The organism is Pantoea sp. nfd-35, assembly GCF_056892255.1.
This window is the reverse complement of record NZ_CP122403.1, coordinates 1,063,219-1,088,541: the sequence shown is the minus strand read 5'-3', so window position 1 is coordinate 1,088,541 and position 25,323 is coordinate 1,063,219. Positions and strand designations below refer to the sequence as shown.

Sequence of the window (25,323 nt, the reverse complement as noted above, 5' to 3'; positions counted from 1 at the left end):
CCATTATGCAACTCAGACAAATTCATGCCATTAACTGGAACCGTATTCAGGATGAGAAAGATCTTGAAGTCTGGAACCGTCTGACCAGCAACTTCTGGCTGCCGGAAAAAGTCCCCTTGTCCAACGATCTGCCGGCCTGGCAGACGCTGGATAAACAGCATCAGCAGTTGACCATCCGCGTATTCACCGGCCTGACGCTGCTGGACACCATCCAGAACGTGCTGGGTGCGCCGGGCTTAATGCCCGATGCGCTGACGCCGCATGAGGAGGCCGTCTTGTCGAATATCAGCTTTATGGAGGCGGTACATGCCCGCTCATACAGCTCGATTTTTTCGACGTTGTGTCATACCAGCGATGTGGATGCCGCTTATCAGTGGAGCGAAGAGAATCAGGCGCTGCAAAATAAAGCCGAGATCATTCTTACTCATTACCGCGCTGACGATCCGTTAAAGAAAAAAATCGCCAGCGTCTTTCTGGAGTCGTTCCTGTTCTATTCTGGATTCTGGCTGCCGATGTACTGGTCAAGCCGTGGCAAACTGACCAATACCGCCGATCTGATTCGGCTCATCATCCGCGATGAGGCCGTTCACGGCTACTATATTGGCTACAAGTACCAAAAAGCCCTTGAGCAGGTTGATGAAAGCCGCCGCGAAGCATTGCAGCAGTTCGCCATCGATCTGCTGCTGGCGCTGTATGAAAACGAGGTTGTTTATACAGAAGCGCTCTATGGCGATGTCGGCTGGGCGGAAGAAGTGAAAACCTTCCTACACTACAACGCCAACAAGGCCTTGATGAATCTTGGCTATGAAGCGCTGTTCCCGGCAGAATTAACTCAGGTTAACCCGGCAATTCTGTCGGCGTTATCCCCAAACGCGGATGAAAATCACGACTTCTTTTCGGGTTCGGGCTCCTCATACGTAATGGGCAAAGCGGTCGAAACGGAAGACGAAGACTGGAGTTTCTAAGGTTGTCTGTGCCGTCATAACAGGTCACAGGCGGTCATGATTACTGGCGCTGATTAATAAGCTGTTATTTCCCTTAAATCAGCGTCATTATTTCTTATTCATTCCCTCCCTTCCGCTCGTCATTCTGCCAATATCTCAGCACTGCACGGTCTAATTACTGTCGTTTTTCAAAATAAATCATAAAAAATTCATCTCCCCGCATCCCTTGTGATGACTGGAAATTATCGCGATAAGGCGTGATTTCCAGCCATGAATATTTTACACCAGGGTTGACAGATAATCTGAGTATGTCAGGTTATAGCCTGCTTAAATTGAACCAGGGTACGTCATTTCACATTAAAATAATTTAATCAGGGCATTAATTACGGATGACAATAAAATTAGAAGTAAAAAATCTTTATAAGGTATTTGGTGATAATCCACAGAGGGCATTTAAATATATTGATAAGGGCTGTGGTAAAGAGGAAATCCTCGAAAAAACAGGCTTATCGCTCGGTGTCAAAAATGCCAGTCTGGCCATTGAAGAAGGCGAGATCTTCGTCATCATGGGGTTATCCGGTTCAGGGAAATCCACCATGGTTCGCCTTCTCAATCGTCTGATAGAGCCGACGCGCGGCCAGGTGATTATTGACGGTGTCGATATTGCAAAAATATCGGACAGCGAACTGCGTGAGGTTCGCCGAAATAAGATCAGCATGGTATTTCAGTCATTCGCCTTAATGCCGCATCTTGACGTTGTAAATAATGCCGCTTTTGGCATGGAATTAGCCGGCATCCCCTTAGCAGAACGTCAGGAAAAAGCCCTTGAGGCATTACGTCAGGTTGGGCTGGAAAATTACGCCCACGCCTATCCTGATGAGCTATCAGGCGGCATGCGTCAGCGTGTAGGTCTGGCACGCGCTTTAGCCATTAATCCCGATATTTTATTAATGGATGAAGCCTTTTCTGCACTCGATCCCTTAATTCGTACCGAAATGCAGGATGAGCTGGTGAAATTACAGGCCAGACATCAGCGCACTATCGTGTTTATTTCACACGACCTGGACGAAGCCATGCGCATTGGCGATCGTATTGCCATTATGCAAAATGGTGAAGTCATTCAGGTCGGCTCACCCGATGAAATCCTGAATAATCCCGCCAATGATTATGTCCGCACGTTCTTCCGCGGCGTCGATATCAGTCACGTCTTTAGCGCTAACGATATTGCACGCCGAAATGCTGGCGCGCTCATTCGCAAAGCGACCGGATTAGGCCCGCGCTCGGCCATACAACTGCTGCAGGAAGAAGATCGTGATTACGGCTACGTGCTGGAGAAACAGAAATTCATCGGCGTAGTGTCAACCGACTCTCTCAAGGCGGCCCTGGCGGCAGGGCAAGGGCTGGAAAGCGCCCTGCTCGACGCGCCAGCGGCGGTTCCTGCCACGACCTCGTTAAACGAACTGCTCTCACACGTGGCGCAGGCTCCCTGTGCCGTTCCGGTGGTGGGAGAAGAAAATCAATACGTCGGTGTGATATCGAAAAGCACGCTGCTACGTGCTTTAGATCGTGAAGGAGCCAGCAATGAGTAAAGACACAGCAACCCCATGGGATAACCCGGCACCGACGGATACCCAGAGCAGCCAAAGTAGCGATCACTGGTCGGGTGCCGCAGATCAGAGCAGTGCCGCCGACAGCGGCCATCATGCCGCCACCGGCGGTGCAGATGCGTGGGGCACGCCAGATGGCAGTGCCGCGACAAGCTCCAGCAGCAGCACAGACTGGTTGAACAACGCGCCTGCACCCCAGGCGGACCATTTCACTATTATGGATCCGTTCCATAAAACCTGGATTCCGCTGGATCACTGGGTCACCGAAGGGATCGACTGGGTCGTGAATCATTTCCGTCCGGTCTTTCAAAGCATTCGCGTACCGGTGGATTATATCCTCAGCGCGTTTCAACAGCTGCTGCTGGGCATGCCCGCGCCGGTGGCTATCGCGCTGTTTGCGTTAATCGCCTGGCAAATCGCCAGCCCGGCAATGGGCATTGCCACACTGATTTCGCTGATCGCTATCGGCGCGATTGGTGCCTGGTCTCAGGCGATGATTACGCTGGCGCTGGTGCTCACCGCCCTGCTGTTTTGCATCATCATTGGGCCTGCCTATGGGGGATCTGGCTGGCGCGCAGTGAACGTGCGGCACGTATTGTGCGTCCGCTGCTGGACGCCATGCAGACCACACCGGCCTTCGTTTACCTGGTGCCGATTGTCATGCTGTTTGGTATCGGGAATGTCCCGGGCGTCGTCGTCACCATCATTTTTGCCCTGCCGCCCATTGTCAGGCTGACCATCCTGGGAATTAAACAGGTTCCTGCCGACCTGATCGAAGCCAGTGAGTCCTTTGGCGCCAGTCCGCGCCAGCTGCTGTTTAAGGTTCAGCTGCCGCTGGCCATGCCCACCATCATGGCGGGTGTGAATCAGACGCTGATGCTCGCCCTGTCGATGGTGGTGATTGCCTCCATGATTGCCGTGGGTGGACTGGGCCAGATGGTGCTGCGCGGCATTGGTCGTCTGGACATGGGCCTGGCCTCCGTGGGCGGCGTCGGCATCGTGATTCTGGCCATTATCCTTGACCGCCTGACGCAGTCGGTGGCGCGTGACAAACGCAGCCGTGGCCGTCGCCACTGGTATCACACCGGCCCTATTGGCCTGCTGACACGTCCTTTCCGTCAATCCTGAATCTTGAGCGCGGCAGTCAACTGCCGCCGTTATCGCGACAATAAAAACGAGGAATAATCATGCGCAAGACGCTCCCTGCTGCCGTTGCCATTCTGGCCACTTTCTCTGCTTCTCACGCTTTCGCGGCCGATCTGCCGGGTAAAGGCATCACGGTGAAACCGGTACAAAGTACGATTGCCGAAGAGACTTTTCAGACGCTGCTCGTGAGCCGGGGCCTGGAGATGCTGGGCTATACCGTTGAGAAACCGAGCGAAGTGGATTACAACGTCGCCTATACCACCATCGCCTCGGGTGATGCGACCTTCCTGGCAACCAACTGGCGGCCACTGCATGACGATATGTATAAAGCCGCAGGCGGGAGCCAGGCATTTTATCGCGAGGGAACCTATGTTTCCGGCGCGGCTCAGGGCTATCTCATCGACAAAAAAACGGCTGAAAAGTATCACATCACCAATATCGCCCAGTTGAAAGATCCCAAGATTGCCAGGCTTTTCGACAGCAATGGCGATGGCAAAGCGGATATGACCGGCTGTACGCCTGGCTGGGGCTGCGAGGCGGTCATTAACCACCAAAACACAGCTTATGGCCTGAGCAACACCGTCACCGCCAACATGGGCAACTATTCGGCGATGATCGCGGATACTCTGGCGCGCTTTAAACAGGGAAAACCTGTCCTTTACTACACCTGGACGCCTTACTGGCTGAGTGATGTGCTTAAACCGGGCCGCGACGTGGTCTGGCTGCAGGTGCCATTCTCTTCATTGCCGGGCGAACAGAAAGGCGTGGATACCAAACTGGCTAACGGCGCGAACTATGGCTTCCCGGTCAACACGATGCACATAGTGGCCAACAAAGCCTGGGCGGAAAAAAATCCCGCCGCCGCGAAACTGTTTGCTGAGATGACACTGCCGATTGGTGATATCAATGCGGAAAATGCCGCCATGCACACAGGGCAAAATTCTGAAGAGGATATCAATCGCCACGTAGACGGTTGGATCAAGAGCCATCAGGCCCAGTTTGATAAGTGGATTAACGACGCGCGCGCCGCGACTCAGTAAGGCTCGGCAGGCAGACGAAGGGCGGACACCTGTCTGCCCTTTTCCGTTATGACTGATTAACAGGCGCATGACATAAACATAGCTCTCAAATAATTTTTTAGGTTATTATTAACGCCACTTTATTAATATTTACCTCTGCCTCCCTATGACAACATCTCGCCCTGGGTTTAACGTCTGCACTGGTGGCACTGATGTCCGTTGCCACTGGCCTCTGTGTTGCCAGCAATTATTATATTCAGCCACTGCTTCATACCATTGCCCAACACTTTAACCTGTCGGTGGCGCTCGCGGGGTTCATTGTGACCAGCGCACAGCTTGGCTATGCCTGTGGGCTGCTGTTGCTGGTCCCGCTTGGCGATATGCTGGAACGGCGCGGCCTGATAGTGGGCATGATGGTGCTGGCGGCGGCGGGCATGGTGATCATTGCTCTCTCTTCCTCATTTCCCTTTCTGCTGTTAGGCACGGTGATCACCGGACTCTTTTCGGTGGCGGCCCAGATTCTGGTGCCGCTGGCCGCGACGCTGGCAGAGCCGGAAAAGCGGGGCAAAGTTACCGGCACGGTCATGAGCGGCTTGCTGCTGGGCATCCTGCTGGCGCGAACCGTTGCGGGCGGGCTGGCGCAGTTAGGTGGCTGGCAAACCGTATACTGGGTCGCCAGAGTATTTATGCTGCTGATGGCGATTGCGCTATGGCGCACGCTGCCGCGCATCACACCTTCTGTTTCATTGAATTATCCGCAATTGCTGATTTCCCTATTTCGGCTGTATGCCGCCGATCCTGTACTGCGCACCCGTTCCGTTACCGGCTGTCTTACCTTTGCGAATTTCAGCATCCTGTGGACATCAATGGCATTTCTGCTCTCTGCCACGCCTTACGGTTTCTCGGAAGGAGAAATCGGGTTACTGGGACTGGTCGGCGCCGCCGGGGCACTGGCAGCCAGGAAAGCTGGCTCGCTGGCGGACAGAGGTCATGCCAAACTCACTACCAGCGCAGGCTTGCTGCTAATGTTGCTGTCCTGGGCGGCCATTGCCTGGGGCGCGCAGCAGCTTGTGGCGCTGATTGTCGGCATCTTAGTGCTGGATCTGGCGGTTCAGGCCGTGCACATCACCAATCAAAGCGTGATATACGCACGCCAGCCTGAGGCACGAAACCGACTGAATGCCGGTTATATGACCAGCTACTTTATTGGCGGTGCGCTAGGCTCATTGCTGTCGGCCAATGCCTACCATTTCGCGGGCTGGTATGGCGTCTGCGCGGCCGGTGCGACACTGACTTGCCTGAATTTACTGATCTGGTGGCGGAATCATCGCCTGGAACAAAGGAATAGCCAGAATAGTGTGATTTAGCCTGTTCAGCGGAGTGTGAGTTTGCTATCGTTGGCCCAAAGTTATTCACGCCAGTTATTTTTTCTTTTGCAATCATTTGATGTCGTACCGTTTCACTGTACGACCAACGCGTATGAAATCGATGCGCAAAACCTTTACCCTGGGGTCAAGGACAGATCTTGAACTACCACAGTGCGACAGCCTGAGGATGACCTGTTAAGGCCAGAATACTCAGCAATGACGCTGCCACCGTGGTGATTATAAAAGTTGAAATTAGTGAGGTTTTTTCTAATGGAAAGTTCGTTTACGCCCATTGAGCAAATGTTAAATATCCGTGCCAATCGTCACACGGATTTCCCCTTCCAGGAAATTCTCCTGACGCGCCTTTGCATGCATATGCAGGGTAAATTGCTGGACAATCGCAACAAAATGCTTAAAGAACAGGGTATTAATGAAACCCTGTTTATGGCGTTACTGACGCTGGATGCGCAGGAAGACCAGAGCATTCAGCCTTCTGAGCTGAGCACCGCCCTGGGTTCCTCACGGACTAATGCCACGCGCATTGCCGATGAGCTGGAAAAACGGGGCTGGATTGAACGTCGTGAAAGCGCGCAGGATCGCCGTTGTCTGCATCTGCATCTGACCGACAAAGGCAATGCATTTCTGCAGCAGGTGCTGCCGCCTCAACATCAGAGCCTGCAATACCTGTGGTCTTCACTGACCGGTGATGAGAAGTCACAGTTGGAAAACATCACCCGCAAGCTGCTTACCCGTCTGGATAAGATGGAAGAAGATAAACTAACTGCTTCCCTGTCGCGGTAATAGCAAGATCTGCGACACAATCACCTGACGAAATCGTTATTTTAACCCTCTTTTATCCGGCCAGCGCTTAGTCGCTGGCTTTTTTGGCTCGGGCGATGGTGAAAACGGAGTTTAACCCGCCGATTAAGTGGAAAACGTGGAGAAATAAATGAGTGCATCAGAGGCGCAAAGCCCGCATCAGCCAGTAAATAACAAGAAGAAAAAGCGCAAAGGCGCGCTGCTATTACTGGCGCTGGTCGTCGTACTGCTTGGCATTGCGTGGGGCGTTTACTGGTACCTGGTGCTACGCCACTATCAGGAAACGGACGATGCTTACGTTGCCGGTAACCAGGTGCAGGTGATGGCCCAGGTTTCAGGCAGCGTCAATAAAGTCTGGTTTGATGATACCGATTTTGTCAAAAAAGGGGATGTGCTGGTATCGCTGGATAAAACCGACGCACAGCAGGCGTTTGAAAAAGCCCAGACCGGGCTGGCGACCAGCGTGCGCCAGGTACATCAGGAGATGATCAACGCGAAACAGTATCAGGCCACCATTGCGCTGCGTCAGACCGCGTTAGATCAGGCGCAGGCCGACCTGAAACGCCGCGAGCCGCTGGGCGCCTCTAACCTGATTGGGCGTGAAGAGCTGCAACATGCACGCGATGCCGTGGCTTCAGCGAAAGCGGAGCTGGATGTGGCGGTTCAGCAGTATAACGCGAACCAGGCGATGATCCTGAATACCTCTCTGGAAAACCAGCCTGCCGTGAAGCAGAGTGCGGCACAGCTGCGTGATGCCTGGCTGGCACTGCAACGTACTGACATTCGCAGCCCAATGGATGGCTATGTCTCGCGCCGCAGCGTGCAGGTTGGCTCGCAAATCAATACCAGTACGCCGCTGATGGCGGTGGTGCCTGCAACCGACTTGTGGGTAGACGCCAACTTCAAAGAGACCCAACTGGCTGGCGTGCGTATCGGCCAACCGGCAACCGTTGTGGCGGACATCTACGGTGACGATGTGGTTTACCACGGTAAAGTTGTCGGTCTGGACATGGGAACCGGAAGCGCGTTCTCCTTGCTGCCGGCGCAAAACGCCACCGGTAACTGGATCAAAGTGGTTCAACGTCTGCCGGTCCGTATTGAGTTGAATCAGGACGAAGTGGCTAAACATCCTCTGCGTATCGGGCTGTCAACATTGGTAGAAATTGATACCGATAATAAAGACGGCAGCGCACTGGCTACCAGCGTTCGTCAGCAGGCTGCCTACAGCAGCAACGCCCTGGCCATTGACCTTGCACCGGTTGATAAGCTGATTACCGATATCGTCCACGCGAACGCCGGATGATCACCCGGAGGCTGTAATGGCACAAGCACCGCTTAAAGGGATGCCGCTGGTCTTAATGACCATTGCGCTCTCCCTGGCGACGTTCATGCAGGTTCTGGATTCCACCATTGCGAACGTTGCTATACCGACCATTGCGGGTAATCTGGGGGCCTCAAACTCCCAGGGGACCTGGGTCATCACGTCTTTCGGGGTGGCAAACGCCATCTCGATTCCGATAACGGGTTGGCTGGCCAAACGCATCGGTGAAGTCAAACTCTTTACCTGGTCGACCATCCTGTTTGCGCTGGCTTCCTGGGCCTGCGGCATGTCCGAAAGCCTGGAAATGCTGATTTTCTTCAGGATAATTCAGGGGATCGTTGCAGGTCCGTTGATCCCGCTGTCGCAAAGCCTGCTGCTGAATAATTATCCGCCCGCAAAACGCAGTATCGCCCTGTCACTCTGGGCGATGACGGTGATTGTGGCCCCCATATGTGGCCCCATTCTCGGCGGCTGGATCAGTGATAACTATCACTGGGGCTGGATCTTCTTTATCAACGTGCCGATTGGTGTTGTGGTCATCATGCTCACGCTGCAAACCCTGCGTGGTCGTGAAACCGCTACCCAGATCCGCCCCATTGATACCGTTGGCCTGGTGCTGCTGGTGGTCGGGGTTGGCTCGTTGCAGGTGATGCTGGATCGCGGTAAAGAGCTGGACTGGTTTAGCTCAACAGAAATTATTGTGCTGACGATTGTCGCGGTGCTGGCGCTGGTGATGCTGTTGATTTGGGAGCTGACAGACGATCACCCGATAGTCGATCTGTCGCTGTTTAAATCGCGCAACTTCACCATAGGCTGCTTATCCATTAGCCTGGCCTACATGCTCTATTTTGGATCGATCGTTCTCTTGCCGCAGTTGCTGCAGGAGGTCTACGGTTATACCGCGACCTGGGCAGGGCTGGCCTCAGCGCCGGTCGGGATTATCCCGGTTATCCTGTCGCCCATCATTGGTCGGTTCTCCCATAAGCTTGATATGCGGAAACTGGTCACCTTCAGTTTCATCATGTATGCCATTTGTTTCTACTGGCGCGCTTACACGTTTGAACCGGGCATGGACTTTGGCGCGTCGGCCTGGCCACAGTTTATTCAGGGCTTCGCGGTCGCCTGCTTCTTTATGCCACTTACCACAATTACGCTGTCGGGTTTGACACCCGACCGGATGGCGGCGGCCTCCAGTTTATCGAACTTTGTGCGTACGCTGGCGGGTTCGATAGGGACGTCGATCACCACCACGATGTGGACGGATCGTGAGGCAATGCACCACAGTAATCTCAGCGAATCGGTGACGCCTTATAACGTTAATGCGCAGCAGATGTACAGTCAGCTTGAGGGGATGGGCATGACGCATCAGCAGGCCTCAGCGTACATCGCTCAGCAGATCACCAATCAGGGATTGATCATTTCCGCCAACGAGATTTTTTGGGCGTCGGCGGGCGTCTTTCTGGTGCTGTTGGTGCTGATCTGGTTTGCCCGTCCGCCCTTTACCGCCGGTGGCGGTGGTGGTGGCGCGCACTAGACGAACACGATGGGGTTCTGGCGTGGAAGTCACGCCCGCCAGAACCCGTTTTTACGCCCAGCGCGTCGCTTTCATATCCATCACGAACCGGTATTTCACGTCACCTTTTAGCATTCGCGTAAAGGCTTCTTCGACCTGCTCTCCACGAATCATCTCAATGTCTGCGGTGATGTTGTTGTCGCCGCAGAAATCCAGCATCTCCTGGGTTTCTTTAATGCTGCCGATGGACGAGCCGCTGATGCTTAAACGACGGAACACCATTGGCGTCACGTTCGGTGAAGCGTGCGGACTGTCGGGAATGCCCACCAGCACCAGGCGGCCATTGGTTTTGAGCGTCGCCAGATAAGGGTCAAGATCGTGCGGGGCCGCCACGCAGTCAACGATAAGATCCAGCGCGTTCTGGCTGGCCTGCATAGCCTGAGCATCGCGTGATACCACCACATGACGGGCACCGAGACGGCGGGCATCCGCGGCTTTGTCAGCCGACGTGGTGAAAAGCGTCACCTCAGCTCCCAGCGCACTCGCCAGCTTCACCGCCATGTGGCCTAACCCACCCAGACCAATCACGCCAACCTTATCGCCCGTTTTCACGTTAAAATGGCGCAGCGGTGACCAGACAGTGACGCCTGCGCACAGCAACGGCGCAACACCGGCCAACGGCAGGTGCTGTGGCACCGAAACCACGAAGTCCTGATCGACCACCACGTGCTCAGCATAGCCGCCTCGGGTAGATTCACCGGTGTATTTATCCGTACCGTTATAGGTCGCAGTGAAACCGGCTTCACAATATTGTTCTTCCTGCTGCTGACAGAAATGACAGGTGCGGCAGGAATCCACCATCACGCCCACGCCAACAATATCACCCGGCGTAAATCGGGTGGCAGCGCTACCGGTTTCGCTCACCCGTCCAACGATTTCGTGTCCTGGCACCAAGGGATAATGGCTTACCGCCCATTCGTTGCGTGCCATATGCAAATCTGAGTGGCAAACGCCACAGTAAAGGATTTCTATCCGGACATCCTGCGGTTGAAGCGGACGCAGCGCGATCTGGCCGGCAGTAAGGGGCTGGGTCGCATCGTGCGCGATCAGTGCATTAATTTTCATGGTGCCTCTCATAGTGACTGGCTTTTGATAACGGAGGGCGGCAAACTCTACTTAAATAGTACCATTATTGATAGTAGTTACCATTTGGTGACCATAAAGGAGGGAGAAGACGATGCCTGCCTGGGTTGAGGGTAAACTGGTTTTTTATGTGGATTCACCGCCGCGCCGACTCATGGATCTTTTTTCTGCCAAGTGGAATCCGATGGTGCTGCATGCGCTGTATCACTGGCCGGGAGGCCGCGCACGCACGGGCGAGTTGCAGCGAAGTTTGCAAGGGATATCAAAAAAGATGTTGTTTCAGACGCTGAAGGAGCTGGAGCAGCGCGGATTGATCACCCGCCATGTTTACGACGTGATCCCACCCAAAGTCGACTATGCGTTAACGGCGCTGGGCCAGACCTTCGCGGAACCGGTAGAGCAGCTGTATCAATGGGGGCTGGATAATCAACGGGCGCTTGATGAGATGGACGAACATGTTGATCAGGCTACGTCCGACGTCGGGCACGGTAAGGCGGGGTAACAGGCTGGCGGAGCATCTTTCACGCCCCGCCGGGAACACTGAACCTGTATGGCACGTTTCACGGCGCCATACATCAGCTGACATCAGGCGTTCTGACGCCACCATTCGGCCAGCAGAACGCCGGTAGCGACGGAGACGTTCAGACTTTCCACGTTGCCGGTGCCGCCAATCGACAGGCTCATATCGCCTTGCTGGAACGTGCTGTCAGACAAGCCTTCACGCTCCTGACCCAGCACCAGTACCATTTTGGCCGGTAGCACCGCGTCAGACAGGGATGTGCCCTGATGGCTCGAGGTCGTCACGATGGTGTAACCCGCTTTGCGGAAGGCTTCGAGTCCTTCATTAAAGGTTGCGCCGCTGATAGCCTGAACGTGTTCAGCGCCGCCTTCCGCCGTGCGAACCGCTGCACCGGATTCCAGCAGCGAGGCATCGTTAACCAGCAGACCTTTCACACCAAAGTGCGCGCAGCTGCGCATGATCGCGCCAAGGTTATGGGGATTGCTGACATCTTCAAGCGCCAGTACACAGTCTTTGCTTTCGGCCTTGTTAAGCCATTCAGCTACGTCCATGCCCATGCGTTTCTTGATCAGGAAGCAGACGCCGCCGTGGTGTTCAGTACCGGAAGCTTTGGTGATCTCTGCGTCATCGACCACGTGGTAGGCTTTGCGGTTAGCCGCCAGCCAGCGCAGCGCATCGCGAAAACGTGGCGTCACGCTTTGCACAAACCAGGCGCGAACGATGCATTCAGGACGGCTCTGGAACAGCGCCTGACAGGCGTTTTCACCGTAAACGCGGGTTTCTTCCAGACGCTGGCGACGAATCTGCTCAACGTCAACCACGCCTTTACCGCTGATCCCTGGGTTTTCCGGTTTGTTGTCTTCCACGACCGCCGCGCGGGAGACGGTGCGCCATGGGGAATCACTGCTGCCGTAAGCATCACGATTGTCGCTGCCGCGATCGTTGCGGCGCGGTGCGCTGTCACTGCGGCGTGGCGCGCTATCGCTGCGACGGCCTGTGCCGCGTCCGCCTTCTTCACTACGCTCAGTGCGCGGGCCGGATGAACGACGATTGTCTTCACGGCGAGCAGCAGGACGGCCACCTTTGCCTGTACGAGGATTCGGCGCGCGCGCGCTTTGCTCATCTTCGCCACGCACATACATGACTTTGACCTTACCACTTTTGCCTTTAAATTCGTCGTTCATTTCTTCCTCCTGCATTGAGAGCGCGAAGATTACCTGATGTGACTGCGCTTAGCTATCAACTATTGTACCTATAGAGCAATCCACATTGAGACGATCTTACCACCCTTTCATAATGGACAATATTGAGCAAAGTGCTCTAGTTCATTATCAGAGGTTTATATGAATACGGTATGCACGTCTTGTCAGGCAACCAATCGCGTTCCCGAAGAACGGCTTGCCGATGGTGCCAAATGTGGTCGTTGCGGCGAAAGCCTGTTTTCTGGCGAGGTCATCAACGCCACCGCCGCCACGCTGGACAGCTATCTGCAGGACGATCTGCCGGTTGTGGTGGACTTTTGGGCGCCATGGTGCGGCCCCTGCGTTAATTTTGCCCCGGTGTTTAAAGACGTCGCACAGGAGCGCAGCGGCAAGGTGCGCTTCATTAAAGTGAATACGGAGGCCGAGCCGGCGCTGAGCAGTCGCTTCCGCATTCGCAGCATTCCCACCATTATGGTCTTTAAGAAAGGTGAGATGGTGGACATGCTAAACGGTGCCATGCCGAAAGCGCCCTTCAACGAGTGGCTCGACGAATCCCTGTAAGCGCAAAAGGCCAGCCCGTGCTGGCCTTTTCCCTTTGTCCGACGCTTCGATTACACTACGCTTTTTCCTGTCCTGAATAATCATGTCTGAAAATGCCGTTTTGCGTTTACGTGCCCAACGTCTGGCCCGCGCCACACGTCCCTTTCTGGCGCGTGGAAACCGTGTGCTTCGTTGCCAGGGATGCCTGTTGCCGGAAAAACACTGTCTGTGCGCCAGCATTCGTGTGCAGTCTGCCCGCAGTCGCTTTTGTCTGGTGATGTTTGATACCGAACCGATGAAGCCAAGTAATACGGGCCGGTTGATCGCCGACGTCTTGCCAGATACCCAGGCCTTTGGCTGGTCACGCACCGAGCCCGATCCTTTACTGCTGCAGGCCGTGGCCAGTGAGGCTTATCAGCCCCTGGTGGTTTTCCCTGCATCTTACGCCGATGAAGGTCGCCAGATTGTGCATTCGCCGCCGCTGTCAGGTAAACCGCCGCTGTTTATCATGCTGGATGGTACCTGGAATGAAGCCCGCAAGATGTTTCGTAAAAGCCCCTGGCTTGACCGCTTTCCGGTGATCTCGCTCAACGTCACCGCGCCGTCCCGCTACAGGCTGCGCGAAGCGCATGGCGAAGGTCAGCACTGCACCGCAGAGATTGCCGCGGCGCTGCTGCACCAGGCCGGCGACCGTGCGGCTGGCGAGGCATTGACCCTGCACTTTGAGCAGTTCCGTCAGGCCTATCTTGCCGGTAAGCCGCATCATCCCGACCAGAAGAAGTAACACTCGCCCTGGCAGGCCGCTTGTCATTATTCAGGCTGGGATCTGCCCGACGGTAAAAAAGCCCAAAAGCGTTTACACTCCCCTAAATGCCGACGAATGGAGAAGGTGATGAGTCAACGTGGACTGGAAGCGCTGTTAAGACCAAAATCAATTGCGGTAATCGGCGCCTCGGTCAAGCCGGGACGGGCAGGCTATTTTATGATGCGTAATCTGCTGGCGGGCGGCTTTAGCGGCCCGGTGTTGCCGGTGACGCCAAAATATAAAGCCGTTAGCGGCGTGCTGGCCTGGCCTGATATTCACAGTTTGCCCTTCGCCCCCGACCTGGCGGTGATCTGTACCCATCACAAAAGAAATCTGGGGCTGTTACAAGAGCTCGGCGAGAAAGGCTGTAAAGCCTGCATCATCCTCTCCGCCCCCGCCAGTCAGCTCGCCGAGTTAAAAGCCTGCGCCAGCCGCTGGCAGATCCGATTGTTAGGCCCAAACAGTCTGGGATTGCTGGCCCCGTGGCAGGGGCTTAACGCCAGCTTTTCTCCTGTTCCCATCGCCAAAGGCCGTATTGCGTTCATATCGCAGTCATCAGCCGTCTCCAACACCATTCTTGACTGGGCGCAGCAACGTAACCTGGGTTTTTCATGGTTTATCGCCTTAGGCGACAGCCTGGATACCGACGTGGACGATCTGCTGGATTTTCTGGCCCGTGACGGCAAAACCAGCGCGATTCTGCTTTATCTTGAACACCTTAGCGATGCCCGCCGGTTTGTGTCGGCCTCCCGTAGCGCATCCCGTAACAAACCTATTTTGATTATCAAAAGCGGCCGCAGTCGCCAGGCACAGGCGCTGCTTGGTACGCACAGCGGTCTCGATGCCGCCTGGGATGCGGCGATCCAGCGTGCGGGCTTGTTACGGGTGCAGGATACGCACGAGCTGTTCACCGCAGTTGAGTCCCTGAGCCATATGCGTCCACCACGCGGGCACCGGCTGATGATTATCAGCAATGGCGCGGCTCCCGCCGCGCTGGCGTTAGATGAACTCTATGCCCGCAACGGTAAGCTCGCCACGCTGGGCGAGCAAACGATAGAGCAGCTTAGTGCCGTTCTGCCGGAAGGCGTCGGGCACGGCAATCCGGTCGATTTAAAGGACGATGCAACGCCGGAACGCTATCTGGCCTGCCTGGCCGTCCTGCTCGACAGCCATGATTTAGATGCCCTGATGATTATTCATGCCCCCAGCGCTGTTGCCCCGGCGACCGAAACCGCAGAGAAAATCATTCAGCTTATTCATCAGCATCCGCGCGGAAAACAGCTCACGCTGTTGACCAACTGGTGCGGCGAATTCTCCTCTCAGGCAGCGCGCCGTGCTTTTACTCAGGCCGGCATTCCCACCTGGCGAACGCCGGAGGGCACCGTCACCGCCTTTATGCATCAGGTTGAATACCGGCGTAACCAGAAATTGTTGCGGGAAACCCCCGCCCTGCCAGTAAACCTGACCCAGGACAGCGCTCAGGCCCACCAGTTGCTGTCTCAGGCGCTGGATAAGGGCATCCTGTCGCTGGATACGCACGAAGTGCAGCCCGTTCTTAAAGCTTACGGCCTCGCGACGTTACCCACCTGGATAGCAAAAGACAGTGAGGACGCCGTCACGATTGCTGAACAAACCGGCTATCCGGTCGCGCTGAAGCTCCGTTCGCCCGATGTGGCGCATAAGTCCGAAGTGCAGGGCGTCATGCTCTACCTGCGTAACGCCGCCGAAGTTAAACGCGCGGCGGACGCGATTATTGACCGGGTCAGGCAGACGCTGCCGCATGCGCGTATTGAAGGACTGGTGGTGCAGAGCATGGCGAACCGGGCTGGTGCCCAGGAGCTGCGGATTGTGGTGGAGCAGGATGCGCTGTTTGGCCCCATCATCATGCTGGGTGAAGGCGGCGTAGAGTGGCAGGCAGAGAAACAGGCGGCGGTTGCTTTGCCGCCGCTGAATATGACCCTGGCGCGCTATCTGGTGATCCAGGCAATAAAAAGCGGCAAGGTCCGCAGCCGAAGTGCCTTGATTCCGCTTGATGTAGCTGGCCTGAGCCAACTGCTGGTTCAAGTCTCTAACCTGGTGGTAGATTGCCCGGAAATACAACGGCTGGATATTCATCCGCTGCTGGCGGCAGGTAGCGATTTCACCTTACTGGACGTTACGCTGACGCTTGCGCCTTTTGACGGTGATAACGAAACGCGTCTGGCCATCCGACCCTATCCTCAGCACCTGGAAGAACAGGTCGAGTTGAAGGACGGTCAGCACTGCTTATTCCGCCCTATCCTGCCGGAAGATGAACCGCTGCTGCGTGACTTTATCAGCCAGGTGACGAAAGAAGATCTCTACTACCGCTACTTTAGCGAAATTAATGAATTCACCCATGACGATTTGGCCAATATGACGCAGATTGACTACGACCGGGAAATGGCGATTGTCGCCGTTCGGCAGCATCAGGGGCAGCCAGAAATCATCGGTGTGACCCGCGCGATTTCGGATGCCGACAACGTTGATGCCGAGTTTTCGGTACTGGTGCGCTCCGATCTTAAAGGGCTGGGGATGGGAAGACGTTTACTGGAAAAAATGATCCGTTACACCCGCGCGCATGGCTTGCAACAACTGAATGGCATTACCATGCCCGGCAACCGCGGCATGGTGACGCTGGCGAAAAAACTCAACTTTGACGTGGATGTCCAAATGGACGATGGCATCGTCAGTCTTAAGCTTTTGTTACAGGATAATGTCAGTTTGCCGTGTAGAGAAAAGTAAAAATCGCCCAGTTCGTCGTGGTTGATGTTATTATTTAGCGTTATGACCCTGATTTGGTGGCAAAAGGCCATACAATGAACCGAGAAGAAGTGCACTGTGATGTTGTCTAAATTTAAACGCAATAAACACCAACAACACCTCGCACAGCTGCCTAAACTGTCACAATCTGTTGCGGATGTGTCGACGCTTTATTCGCCCGCCGAATTTCGTGAGACGCTTTTGGAAAAGATTGCGTCAGCGCAATCGCGCATTTGTATCGTCGCACTCTATCTGGAAAATGACGATGCGGGCCGCGCCGTCATGAATGCACTGTATGCTGCGAAACTCGCTCGCCCACAGCTCGACATCAGTATTTTAGTCGACTGGCACCGTGCCCAACGTGGCCGCATTGGTGCTGCACGAGGCGTGACCAATGCCGACTGGTATTGTGAGATGGCCCAACAGCATCCCGACCACGTCATTCCTGTCTACGGCATTCCGGTTAATACTCGCGAGGCACTCGGAGTACTGCATCTGAAAGGCTTCATCATTGATGATACGCTGCTCTACAGCGGGGCCAGCCTGAATGACGTTTACCTGCATCAGCACGATAAATACCGCTACGATCGCTACCAGCTCATTCGTAATCCCGCGCTGGCCGATACCATGTTTGAATGGATCAACCACCATTTAAAAGACGCCGAGGCCGTCAATCGCCTGGACTATGCTGAGCGTCCTTCCAGTCCGGAAATTAAAAATGAAACGCGTCAGTTTCGTCAGGACCTGCGCGGGTTCAACTATCAGTTTGAAGGCAACGCCGGCAACGATGAACTCACCGTGACGCCACTGGTCGGCCTGGGCAAGCGTAGCCTGCTGAACAAGACCATTTTCCATTTGATGCCCTGCGCTGAAAAGAAGCTCACCATCTGCACGCCTTATTTCAACCTGCCTGCGCTGCTGGTGCGCAATATCATTGGCCTGCTACGTCAGGGGCGTGACGTTGAGATCATCGTGGGTGATAAAACAGCGAATGACTTCTATATCGCACCCGATCAGCCATTTAAGATCATCGGTGCACTGCCCTACCTCTACGAAATTAACCTGCGTCGCTTTTTAAGCCGACTGCAGTACTACGTTAGCAACGGGCAGCTGACCGTACGTTTATGGAAAGACGGTGAAAACAGCTATCACCTGAAAGGAATGTGGGTTGACGATGAGTGGCAGCTCATCACAGGCAACAATCTTAATCCCCGCGCCTGGCGGCTGGATCTCGAGAATGCGGTACTGATCCACGATCCGCATCAGCAGTTGGCCGATCAGCGACAGCATGAGCTGATGCTGATCCGTCAACATACCACGGTCGTTGGACACTTTCGTGAGCTGGAGAGCATCGCTGACTACCCGGCGAAAGTGCGTAAGCTGATTCGCCGTCTACGCCGTATTCGTATTGACCGCCTCATCAGCCGCATACTGTAAACCCTCAGAATGCCGCAGCCTGCCTGCGGCACTCCTTTCCTCTGCTACAGCTTAATTCCTTTCCCATGCCGGTGGAGCAGCAGCGAAACCAGAAACGCCAGCGCGCCCATCGCAGACACGTACCAGAAGAAGGTGGTTTCCATCCCTTTGTGCTTCATCAGTAACGCCACGTACTCTGCAGACCCACCGAAGATCGCATTCGCCACCGCATAAGACAGCCCGACGCCCAGGGCTCGCACCTGCGGCGGAAACATCTCAGCTTTCAGAATCCCACTGATCGAGGTGTAAAAGCTGGTAATAAGCAGTGCCAGCATAATCAGAACAAATGCCATGCCCGGACTCTGTACGTTTTGCAGCAGAGTAAGGATGGGTACGGTACAGATTGCTGCACCGGCACCGAAAATCATCATGGACGTGCGTCGGCCTATTTTATCCGACAAACCGCCAATAACGGGCTGCAGCAGCATATAGACGAAGAGCACACCGGTCATCAATGCACTGGCGGTTTTCGCATCCATACCAGAGGTATTTACCAGATACTTTTGCATGTAGGTTGTAAAGGTGTAAAAGCTCAACGAACCGCCCGCCGTAAAGCCCAGCACCATCAGGAAGGGTTTGGTGTGATTACGTAACAGGCCAATGACGCTACCGGCATCCCGATGCTCACGGCTCTGTTTATCGGAGGTTTCGTCCAGAGAGCGGCGCAGCCATAACGCCACCACGGCCAGCGCAGCGCCTAAAAAGAACGGGATGCGCCAGCCCCATGTGCGTAGCTCCTGGTCGGTTAAGATGAACTGCAGCACCACCACCGTCAGCACAGCGGCTAACTGCCCACCAATTAAGGTGACGTATTGAAAGGAGGCATAAAAGCCTTTGCGCCCTTCCAGGGCCACTTCACTCATATAGGTTGCACTTGTGCCGTACTCCCCGCCCACCGACAGCCCCTGGAACATACGAGCCAGTAACAGCAGGGCTGGCGCGGCTATCCCAATGCTGTTGTAACCCGGCAGACAGGCGATAACCAGCGATCCGAAACACATCATACAGACAGAAATCAGCATGGATTTTTTACGCCCGTGGCGGTCACCAATATAGCCAAATAACCATCCGCCAATCGGCCTCATTAAAAAGCCTGCGGCAAACACGCCTGCCGTCTGGAGCAACTGGGTTGTCGTATCCCCTTGCGGAAAGAAGATATGGGCAAAGTAGAGTGAGAAAAACGAGTACACATAAAAGTCGAACCATTCGACGAGATTACCTGAGGATGCACCTACTATGGCCCAGATACGTTTTTTTCTGTCGAGCAACTGCGATTGTGGATTTTTGATCACATCTGACATGCTATGCCTCGGCTCCATGCTGATAAGCAGCGTTAAAGCGTTGAGTAAAGCATGGACGGGAATAAAACGGAAAGAGGTGTTGGTTCTGGATGACAAAATGTGACTTATGTTGTTAATTTGCTGTAACAACTGAAAGTGTCAGACCACCGCGCCAGCCCGCTACGAATATCAAAAACGACCGACCTTTCTCTACAACATGTGTACGAGCAGTGCAGACAGGCCGGTGTTTTAGTGCATCAGAACGTCGTGACTACCGTGACGCCCGGTGATTCAAACTTATCCATATTGATTAACGCTTCTATGGATTGCTTGAGGCTGATGGTGCGGCCAATGAGCTTTTCAGGACAGAGTTTACCGGTGGCAATCATGTTCATCATGTCGCCGTAACGATGAGCCTGCATGCCGTGACTGCCAATAATCTCCAGTTCGTTAGCAATAACGCTGGCCATTGGAATGGGCGGTGCACTGTGTTCGCCCGCCATCAGGCCTATCTGGATGTGCCTGCCTCTTTTTCTTAAGGAATGAATGGAGTTCACGCAGGTCACAGTATGACCCAGCGCATCCAGTGACACATGTGCTCCGCCTTGGGTGATTTCTCTAATGGCTTCCGCCACATTGTGCACGCGAGCGCCATTTACTACGGCAACTGCACCCAAATCACGGGCCAGCTGCAGCTTTTCATCCGAAATATCCACCGCCACCACGTTTGCCCCGAGCGCATTCGCGATCATGATGGCGGAAAGTCCCACACCGCCACAGCCGTGCACGGCAAGCCACTGTCCTGCCGACGTTCTTCCCTGATCGACCACTGCCCTGAACGAGGTAATAAAACGGCACCCGAGACTGGCTGCGGTAGTGAAGTTCAGCGTGTCCGGCAGTGCGATAAGGTTTAAGTCGGCCTGCTGTATCGCTACGTATTCGGCGAACGATCCCCAGTGCGTGAAGCCAGGCTGGAACTGATGGTCACAGACCTGCTGATTACCGGTATGACATTCGTGACAAAAGCCGCACCCCGATACGAAGGGTACCGTGACATTATCGCCTGGCCGCCATTTAGTCACCGCGTTGCCAACGGCTTCAATTGTGCCTGCGAATTCGTGTCCCGGCACATGAGGCAGAGGAATATCGGGATCGTGCCCGACCCAGCCGTGCCAGTCACTTCGGCAAACACCGGTGGCTTTGACCCGAATCACCACGCCATGCGGCTCGGGAGTAGGGTCCGGGACCGTTTGCAGCATCGGCGGCGACAGAAATGACTCGTATATCACTGCTTTCATCAGTAAACCCTCATCGTAGGCGTTCATAAAATTATACCTTTCGATTCGGAAATTACTTTTCATCTGTTGCAGGCGGATAATTATTTATGAAATTATCCTTCATCAAACATGCAATGGTTGAGTGGATATTTCAGTGAGTCTTCTTGATAAGAAAGATCTGGCGCTGCTGCGTTATCTGCAGCAGGACGGCAGGGTATCGAGTCTTAAACTTTCACAGGATTTGGATGTTAGCCCGGCTTCTGCATGGCGACGTCTGAAACGGCTTGAGGATGAGGCGTTTATTGAGGGTTATCAGGCGGTGGTTAACCGCAGAAAAGTGGGCTTTGGCGTGATGGCATTTGTCCGTCTGGTCTGTAGCCAGCACAGTGAAGCGGCAACGCGGGATTTTGAAGACAGGATTAATGCCAATCCCTATGTGCTTTCCTGCCACAACATTACCGGTGAAGCTGATTTCCTTTTACAGGTCGTGGCGCGCGACTTAGACCATTACAGTCTTTTTATCGAAAAGGAACTGCGTAAATTACCGGGGATACTGAGTATTAATTCTTCGATTTCGCTCAGAGAAGTGAAGAAAACGCATCCGCTACCGGTTTAACGGTGTCGCGATTTTGCAGGATGCAATGCAAAGTTGCTTTTCACTCGTTCTACCCTTCATAGCTAGGTAGTCGGCAAATTCCTTGTTGCCTGATTAATGCTATCGGTTAAAAAAACAGCTATTGCATTGTGCTGGATCTCAAACAGAGAAGGAATGCGGTGAATTGCGGTCAGGTACTTGCGGCTTTTGTTGACCTGCGGCTTTTGTATCGATGGCGTTTGTTGTATCACGATGATCAGGCGGTTCGTCGTCTTTGGGCAGGGGGTGCAGGTATATGACGCCGGGCGCGGCATGCCATCCGGCTTTCTCACGCGCCATTTTCCCGATCCGGCGGTTTTAATGACGCGGAAGGCACTCGCGCGGTCCCGGCCGTGCAGGACAGCCGGCCTGACGACCCGCTTTTCACCGGTTACGCACGTAAAAAAGCCCTGAACGTCAGTTCAGGGCTTTTTTACTTGTTTGATGCCTGGCAGTTTATGAATCACGCTGTGATTCACCCTTCGGGCCGCTGCCTCGCAGTGTTCAAAAGCGTTCGCTTTTGTCCTACTCTACTGAGTAGTGAACTGCCCGAAGTTACGTGCAGGTCGTTCAATTTGATGCCTGGCAGTTCCCTACTCTCGCATGGGGAGACCCCACACTACCATCGGCGCTACGGCGTTTCACTTCTGAGTTCGGCATGGGGTCAGGTGGGACCACCGCGCTACAGCCGCCAGGCAAATTCTTTGTGCTCCGTCCTGCGTCTTTCACGCTGCTGCCGCGCTGGCTTCCCTCGCGCCGCTCAGTCACATACCTCAGTATGCTCCTTCACCCCGTCTCGGTTACCGCCTTGCACTCAGCGCAAAATCCTTCGGACTCACGTCCGCAGAACAGAACTAAATTCTTTATCCGGTAAACAATGCTGAAAATTTAAGTCGTCTCTCAACCAAAACGCCTCTGGCGTTGTAAGGTTAAGCCTCACGGGTCATTAGTACCGGTAAGCTCAACGCATCGCTGCGCTTACACACCCGGCCTATCAACGTCGTCGTCTTCAACGTCCCTTCAGGAGCCTTAAAGGCTCAGGGAGAACTCATCTCGGGGCAAGTTTCGTGCTTAGATGCTTTCAGCACTTATCTTTTCCGCACTTAGCTACCGGGCAGTGCCACTGGCGTGACAACCCGGACACCAGCGGTGCGTTCACTCCGGTCCTCTCGTACTAGGAGCAACCCCCCTCAATTCTCCAGCGCCCACGGCAGATAGGGACCGAACTGTCTCACGACGTTCTAAACCCAGCTCGCGTACCACTTTAAACGGCGAACAGCCGTACCCTTGGGACCTACTTCAGCCCCAGGATGTGATGAGCCGACATCGAGGTGCCAAACACCGCCGTCGATATGAACTCTTGGGCGGTATCAGCCTGTTATCCCCGGAGTACCTTTTATCCGTTGAGCGATGGCCCTTCCATTCAGAACCACCGGATCACTATGACCTGCTTTCGCACCTGCTCGAGCCGTCACTCTCGCAGTCAAGCTGGCTTATGCCATTGCACTAACCTCCTGATGTCCGACCAGGATTAGCCAACCTTCGTGCTCCTCCGTTACGCTTTGGGAGGAGACCGCCCCAGTCAAACTACCCACCAGACACTGTCCGCAGCCCGGATTACGGGCCTACGTTAGAACACCAAACATTAAAGGGTGGTATTTCAAGGCCGGCTCCACGCAGACTGGCGTCCACGCTTCAAAGCCTCCCACCTATCCTACACATCAAGGCTCAGTGTTCAGTGTCAAGCTGTAGTAAAGGTTCACGGGGTCTTTCCGTCTTGCCGCGGGTACACTGCATCTTCACAGCGATTTCAATTTCACTGAGTCTCGGGTGGAGACAGCCTGGCCATCATTACGCCATTCGTGCAGGTCGGAACTTACCCGACAAGGAATTTCGCTACCTTAGGACCGTTATAGTTACGGCCGCCGTTTACCGGGGCTTCGATCAAGAGCTTCTCCTTGCGGATAACCCCATCAATTAACCTTCCGGCACCGGGCAGGCGTCACACCGTATACGTCCACTTTCGTGTTTGCACAGTGCTGTGTTTTTAATAAACAGTTGCAGCCAGCTGGTATCTTCGACTGGCTTCGGCTCCGGGAGCAAGTCCCTTCACCTACGCGCCAGCGTGCCTTCTCCCGAAGTTACGGCACCATTTTGCCTAGTTCCTTCACCCGAGTTCTCTCAAGCGCCTTGGTATTCTCTACCTGACCACCTGTGTCGGTTTGGGGTACGATTTTGTGTTACCTGATGCTTAGAGGCTTTTCCTGGAAGCAGGGCATTTATCACTTCAGCACCGTAGTGCCTCGTCGTCACGCCTCAGTGTAAAGTGAACCGGATTTGCCTGGAACACACACCTACACGCTTAAACCGGGACAACCGTCGCCCGGCCGATATAGCCTTCTCCGTCCCCCCTTCGCAGTAACACCAAGTACAGGAATATTAACCTGTTTCCCATCGACTACGCCTTTCGGCCTCGCCTTAGGGGTCGACTCACCCTGCTCCGATTAACGTTGAACAGGAACCCTTGGTCTTCCGGCGACAAGGTTTTTCACCTTGTTTATCGTTACTTATGTCAGCATTCGCACTTCTGATACCTCCAGCATGCCTCACAGCACACCTTCGACGGCTTACAGAACGCTCCCCTACCCAACAACGCATAAGCGTCGCTGCCGCAGCTTCGGTGCATGGTTTAGCCCCGTTACATCTTCCGCGCAGGCCGACTCGACCAGTGAGCTATTACGCTTTCTTTAAATGATGGCTGCTTCTAAGCCAACATCCTGGCTGTCTGGGCCTTCCCACATCGTTTCCCACTTAACCATGACTTTGGGACCTTAGCTGGCGGTCTGGGTTGTTTCCCTCTTCACGACGGACGTTAGCACCCGCCGTGTGTCTCCCGTGATAACATTCTCCGGTATTCGCAGTTTGCATCGGGTTGGTAAGCCGGGATGGCCCCCTAGCCGAAACAGTGCTCTACCCCCGGAGATGAGTTCACGAGGCGCTACCTAAATAGCTTTCGGGGAGAACCAGCTATCTCCCGGTTTGATTGGCCTTTCACCCCCAGCCACAGGTCATCCGCTAATTTTTCAACATTAGTCGGTTCGGTCCTCCAGTTAGTGTTACCCAACCTTCAACCTGCCCATGGCTAGATCACCGGGTTTCGGGTCTATACCCTGCAACTTAACGCCCAGTTAAGACTCGGTTTCCCTGCGGCTCCCCTATACGGTTAACCTTGCTACAGAATATAAGTCGCTGACCCATTATACAAAAGGTACGCAGTCACCCCCATAAAGAAGGCTCCCACTGCTTGTACGTACACGGTTTCAGGTTCTGTTTCACTCCCCTCGCCGGGGTTCTTTTCGCCTTTCCCTCACGGTACTGGTTCACTATCGGTCAGTCAGGAGTATTTAGCCTTGGAGGATGGTCCCCCCATATTCAGACAGGATACCACGTGTCCCGCCTTACTCATCGAACTCACAGCCTGTGCACCTTTGTGTACGGGAGTATCACCCTGTACCCTGCGACTTTCCAGACGCTTCCACTGATGCACAAGCTGATGATGGTTCTGGGCTCCTCCCCGTTCGCTCGCCGCTACTGGGGGAATCTCGGTTGATTTCTTTTCCTCGGGGTACTTAGATGTTTCAGTTCCCCCGGTTCGCCTCATACAGCTATGTATTCACTGCATGATAGTGTGACGAGTCACACTGGGTTTCCCCATTCGGGTATCGCCGGTTATTGCGGTTCATATCACCTTACCGGCGCTTATCGCAGATTAGCACGCCCTTCATCGCCTCTGACTGCCAGGGCATCCACCGTGTACGCTTAGTCGCTTAACCTCACAACCCACAGGCGTTTATCTGTTTCGCCGTAACGGCTTCACAGTTAGCTTGTAAGCTGTAAGCTTTTGAGAGACTCGAACGCGTTGTACTGTG

Annotated in this window: 17 protein-coding genes, 2 rRNA genes and 1 pseudogene; 14 read left to right on the top strand and 6 right to left on the bottom strand. The window is 54.4% G+C overall.

Features of this window, described 5'->3' with window-relative positions:
- Positions 1-5: 5 nt before the first annotated feature.
- The 8 genes and pseudogenes from nrdF (at position 6) to emrB (ending at position 9,757) form a co-directional block, all read left to right on the top strand.
- Positions 6-965, top strand: a complete 960-nt coding sequence (gene nrdF / locus P9J57_RS05200; protein ID WP_483279409.1) for a class 1b ribonucleoside-diphosphate reductase subunit beta — start codon at positions 6-8, stop codon at positions 963-965.
- Positions 966-1,333: 368 nt separating this feature from the next.
- Positions 1,334-2,533, top strand: a complete 1,200-nt coding sequence (gene proV, locus P9J57_RS05195; RefSeq protein WP_019106308.1) for a glycine betaine/L-proline ABC transporter ATP-binding protein ProV — start codon at positions 1,334-1,336, stop codon at positions 2,531-2,533.
- A pseudogene (gene proW / locus P9J57_RS05190) lies at positions 2,526-3,679 on the top strand (glycine betaine/L-proline ABC transporter permease ProW). The gene proV and the pseudogene proW overlap by 8 nt, the downstream one beginning before the upstream one ends.
- A gap of 59 nt (positions 3,680-3,738) precedes the next feature.
- Positions 3,739-4,737 (top strand): glycine betaine/L-proline ABC transporter substrate-binding protein ProX, encoded by a 999-nt coding sequence (proX, locus tag P9J57_RS05185; protein WP_426144401.1) that lies wholly within the window; start codon positions 3,739-3,741, stop codon positions 4,735-4,737.
- A 191-nt stretch (positions 4,738-4,928) separates the two neighbouring features.
- Entirely contained in the window at positions 4,929-6,083 is a 1,155-nt protein-coding gene (locus P9J57_RS05180) for an MFS transporter (RefSeq protein ID WP_483279408.1), read from the top strand.
- Positions 6,084-6,353: 270 nt separating this feature from the next.
- Positions 6,354-6,884 carry a transcriptional repressor MprA gene (mprA, locus tag P9J57_RS05175; protein ID WP_014594402.1) on the top strand — a complete coding sequence of 177 codons (531 nt, stop codon included), beginning with the start codon at positions 6,354-6,356 and terminating at the stop codon, positions 6,882-6,884.
- 148 nt (positions 6,885-7,032) lie between these two features.
- Positions 7,033-8,205 carry a multidrug efflux MFS transporter periplasmic adaptor subunit EmrA gene (emrA, locus tag P9J57_RS05170; protein WP_013026870.1) on the top strand — a complete coding sequence of 391 codons (1,173 nt, stop codon included), beginning with the start codon at positions 7,033-7,035 and terminating at the stop codon, positions 8,203-8,205.
- Between the two features lie 16 nt (positions 8,206-8,221).
- Entirely contained in the window at positions 8,222-9,757 is a 1,536-nt protein-coding gene (emrB, locus tag P9J57_RS05165; RefSeq protein ID WP_013026871.1) for a multidrug efflux MFS transporter permease subunit EmrB, read from the top strand.
- A gap of 51 nt (positions 9,758-9,808) precedes the next feature.
- Here the strand turns inward: emrB and P9J57_RS05160 are convergent, their stop codons facing one another.
- A complete protein-coding gene (locus P9J57_RS05160) occupies positions 9,809-10,861 on the bottom strand; it encodes an NAD(P)-dependent alcohol dehydrogenase (RefSeq protein WP_015699651.1) in 1,053 nt (350 codons plus the stop codon).
- A gap of 112 nt (positions 10,862-10,973) precedes the next feature.
- Between P9J57_RS05160 and P9J57_RS05155 the strand changes: the two genes are divergently transcribed.
- Complete coding sequence (locus P9J57_RS05155; RefSeq protein ID WP_024471363.1) at positions 10,974-11,381, top strand: winged helix-turn-helix transcriptional regulator; 408 nt, start codon at positions 10,974-10,976, stop codon at positions 11,379-11,381.
- Between the two features lie 83 nt (positions 11,382-11,464).
- Here P9J57_RS05155 and P9J57_RS05150 read toward each other — a convergent pair whose 3' ends face one another.
- A complete protein-coding gene (locus P9J57_RS05150; RefSeq protein ID WP_426144399.1) occupies positions 11,465-12,583 on the bottom strand; it encodes a tRNA/rRNA methyltransferase in 1,119 nt (372 codons plus the stop codon).
- Positions 12,584-12,742: 159 nt separating this feature from the next.
- Between P9J57_RS05150 and trxC the strand changes: the two genes are divergently transcribed.
- The 4 genes from trxC (at position 12,743) to pssA (ending at position 18,164) form a co-directional block, all read left to right on the top strand.
- The gene (gene trxC / locus P9J57_RS05145; protein WP_013026875.1) at positions 12,743-13,162 is read left to right on the top strand and encodes a thioredoxin TrxC; all 420 of its coding nucleotides are present in this window, start codon (positions 12,743-12,745) and stop codon (positions 13,160-13,162) included.
- Between the two features lie 82 nt (positions 13,163-13,244).
- Positions 13,245-13,925 carry a tRNA-uridine aminocarboxypropyltransferase gene (locus P9J57_RS05140; protein WP_426144398.1) on the top strand — a complete coding sequence of 227 codons (681 nt, stop codon included), beginning with the start codon at positions 13,245-13,247 and terminating at the stop codon, positions 13,923-13,925.
- Between the two features lie 108 nt (positions 13,926-14,033).
- Positions 14,034-16,709 (top strand): bifunctional acetate--CoA ligase family protein/GNAT family N-acetyltransferase, encoded by a 2,676-nt coding sequence (locus P9J57_RS05135; protein ID WP_044042294.1) that lies wholly within the window; start codon positions 14,034-14,036, stop codon positions 16,707-16,709.
- 99 nt (positions 16,710-16,808) lie between these two features.
- A complete protein-coding gene (gene pssA, locus P9J57_RS05130) occupies positions 16,809-18,164 on the top strand; it encodes a CDP-diacylglycerol--serine O-phosphatidyltransferase (protein WP_042678092.1) in 1,356 nt (451 codons plus the stop codon).
- A 44-nt stretch (positions 18,165-18,208) separates the two neighbouring features.
- On the opposite strand, the gene P9J57_RS05125 is transcribed toward pssA, so the two are convergent.
- Both P9J57_RS05125 and P9J57_RS05120 read right to left on the bottom strand, forming a co-directional pair.
- Positions 18,209-19,504, bottom strand: coding sequence for an MFS family transporter (locus tag P9J57_RS05125; protein WP_015699646.1), 1,296 nt, complete (start codon positions 19,502-19,504; stop codon positions 18,209-18,211).
- Between the two features lie 236 nt (positions 19,505-19,740).
- The gene (locus P9J57_RS05120; RefSeq protein ID WP_206099795.1) at positions 19,741-20,808 is read right to left on the bottom strand and encodes a zinc-dependent alcohol dehydrogenase family protein; all 1,068 of its coding nucleotides are present in this window, start codon (positions 20,806-20,808) and stop codon (positions 19,741-19,743) included.
- Positions 20,809-20,914: 106 nt separating this feature from the next.
- Here P9J57_RS05120 and P9J57_RS05115 point away from each other — a divergent pair, with 106 nt between their 5' ends.
- On the top strand, positions 20,915-21,376 hold the full coding sequence (locus P9J57_RS05115; protein ID WP_014605185.1) for an Lrp/AsnC family transcriptional regulator: 462 nt from the start codon (positions 20,915-20,917) through the stop codon (positions 21,374-21,376).
- A 598-nt stretch (positions 21,377-21,974) separates the two neighbouring features.
- On the opposite strand, the gene rrf is transcribed toward P9J57_RS05115, so the two are convergent.
- Positions 21,975-22,090, bottom strand: a 5S ribosomal RNA gene (gene rrf, locus P9J57_RS05110).
- A gap of 229 nt (positions 22,091-22,319) precedes the next feature.
- Positions 22,320-25,227: ribosomal RNA gene (locus tag P9J57_RS05105) — 23S ribosomal RNA — on the bottom strand.
- Between the last annotated feature and the right edge of the window lie 96 nt (positions 25,228-25,323).

Excerpts from the sequence above, each read along its gene's own strand:
- nrdF (WP_483279409.1), top strand. The coding sequence starts at position 6 with ATGCAACTCAGACAAATTCATGCCATTAACTGGAACCGTATTCAGGAT.
- proV (WP_019106308.1), top strand. The coding sequence starts at position 1,334 with ATGACAATAAAATTAGAAGTAAAAAATCTTTATAAGGTATTTGGTGAT.
- proX (WP_426144401.1), top strand. The coding sequence starts at position 3,739 with ATGCGCAAGACGCTCCCTGCTGCCGTTGCCATTCTGGCCACTTTCTCT.
- P9J57_RS05180 (WP_483279408.1), top strand. The coding sequence starts at position 4,929 with ATGTCCGTTGCCACTGGCCTCTGTGTTGCCAGCAATTATTATATTCAG.
- mprA (WP_014594402.1), top strand. The coding sequence starts at position 6,354 with ATGGAAAGTTCGTTTACGCCCATTGAGCAAATGTTAAATATCCGTGCC.
- emrA (WP_013026870.1), top strand. The coding sequence starts at position 7,033 with ATGAGTGCATCAGAGGCGCAAAGCCCGCATCAGCCAGTAAATAACAAG.
- emrB (WP_013026871.1), top strand. The coding sequence starts at position 8,222 with ATGGCACAAGCACCGCTTAAAGGGATGCCGCTGGTCTTAATGACCATT.
- P9J57_RS05160 (WP_015699651.1), bottom strand. The coding sequence starts at position 10,861 with ATGAAAATTAATGCACTGATCGCGCACGATGCGACCCAGCCCCTTACT.
- P9J57_RS05155 (WP_024471363.1), top strand. The coding sequence starts at position 10,974 with ATGCCTGCCTGGGTTGAGGGTAAACTGGTTTTTTATGTGGATTCACCG.
- P9J57_RS05150 (WP_426144399.1), bottom strand. The coding sequence starts at position 12,583 with ATGAACGACGAATTTAAAGGCAAAAGTGGTAAGGTCAAAGTCATGTAT.
- trxC (WP_013026875.1), top strand. The coding sequence starts at position 12,743 with ATGAATACGGTATGCACGTCTTGTCAGGCAACCAATCGCGTTCCCGAA.
- P9J57_RS05140 (WP_426144398.1), top strand. The coding sequence starts at position 13,245 with ATGTCTGAAAATGCCGTTTTGCGTTTACGTGCCCAACGTCTGGCCCGC.
- P9J57_RS05135 (WP_044042294.1), top strand. The coding sequence starts at position 14,034 with ATGAGTCAACGTGGACTGGAAGCGCTGTTAAGACCAAAATCAATTGCG.
- pssA (WP_042678092.1), top strand. The coding sequence starts at position 16,809 with ATGTTGTCTAAATTTAAACGCAATAAACACCAACAACACCTCGCACAG.
- P9J57_RS05125 (WP_015699646.1), bottom strand. The coding sequence starts at position 19,504 with ATGTCAGATGTGATCAAAAATCCACAATCGCAGTTGCTCGACAGAAAA.
- P9J57_RS05120 (WP_206099795.1), bottom strand. The coding sequence starts at position 20,808 with ATGAACGCCTACGATGAGGGTTTACTGATGAAAGCAGTGATATACGAG.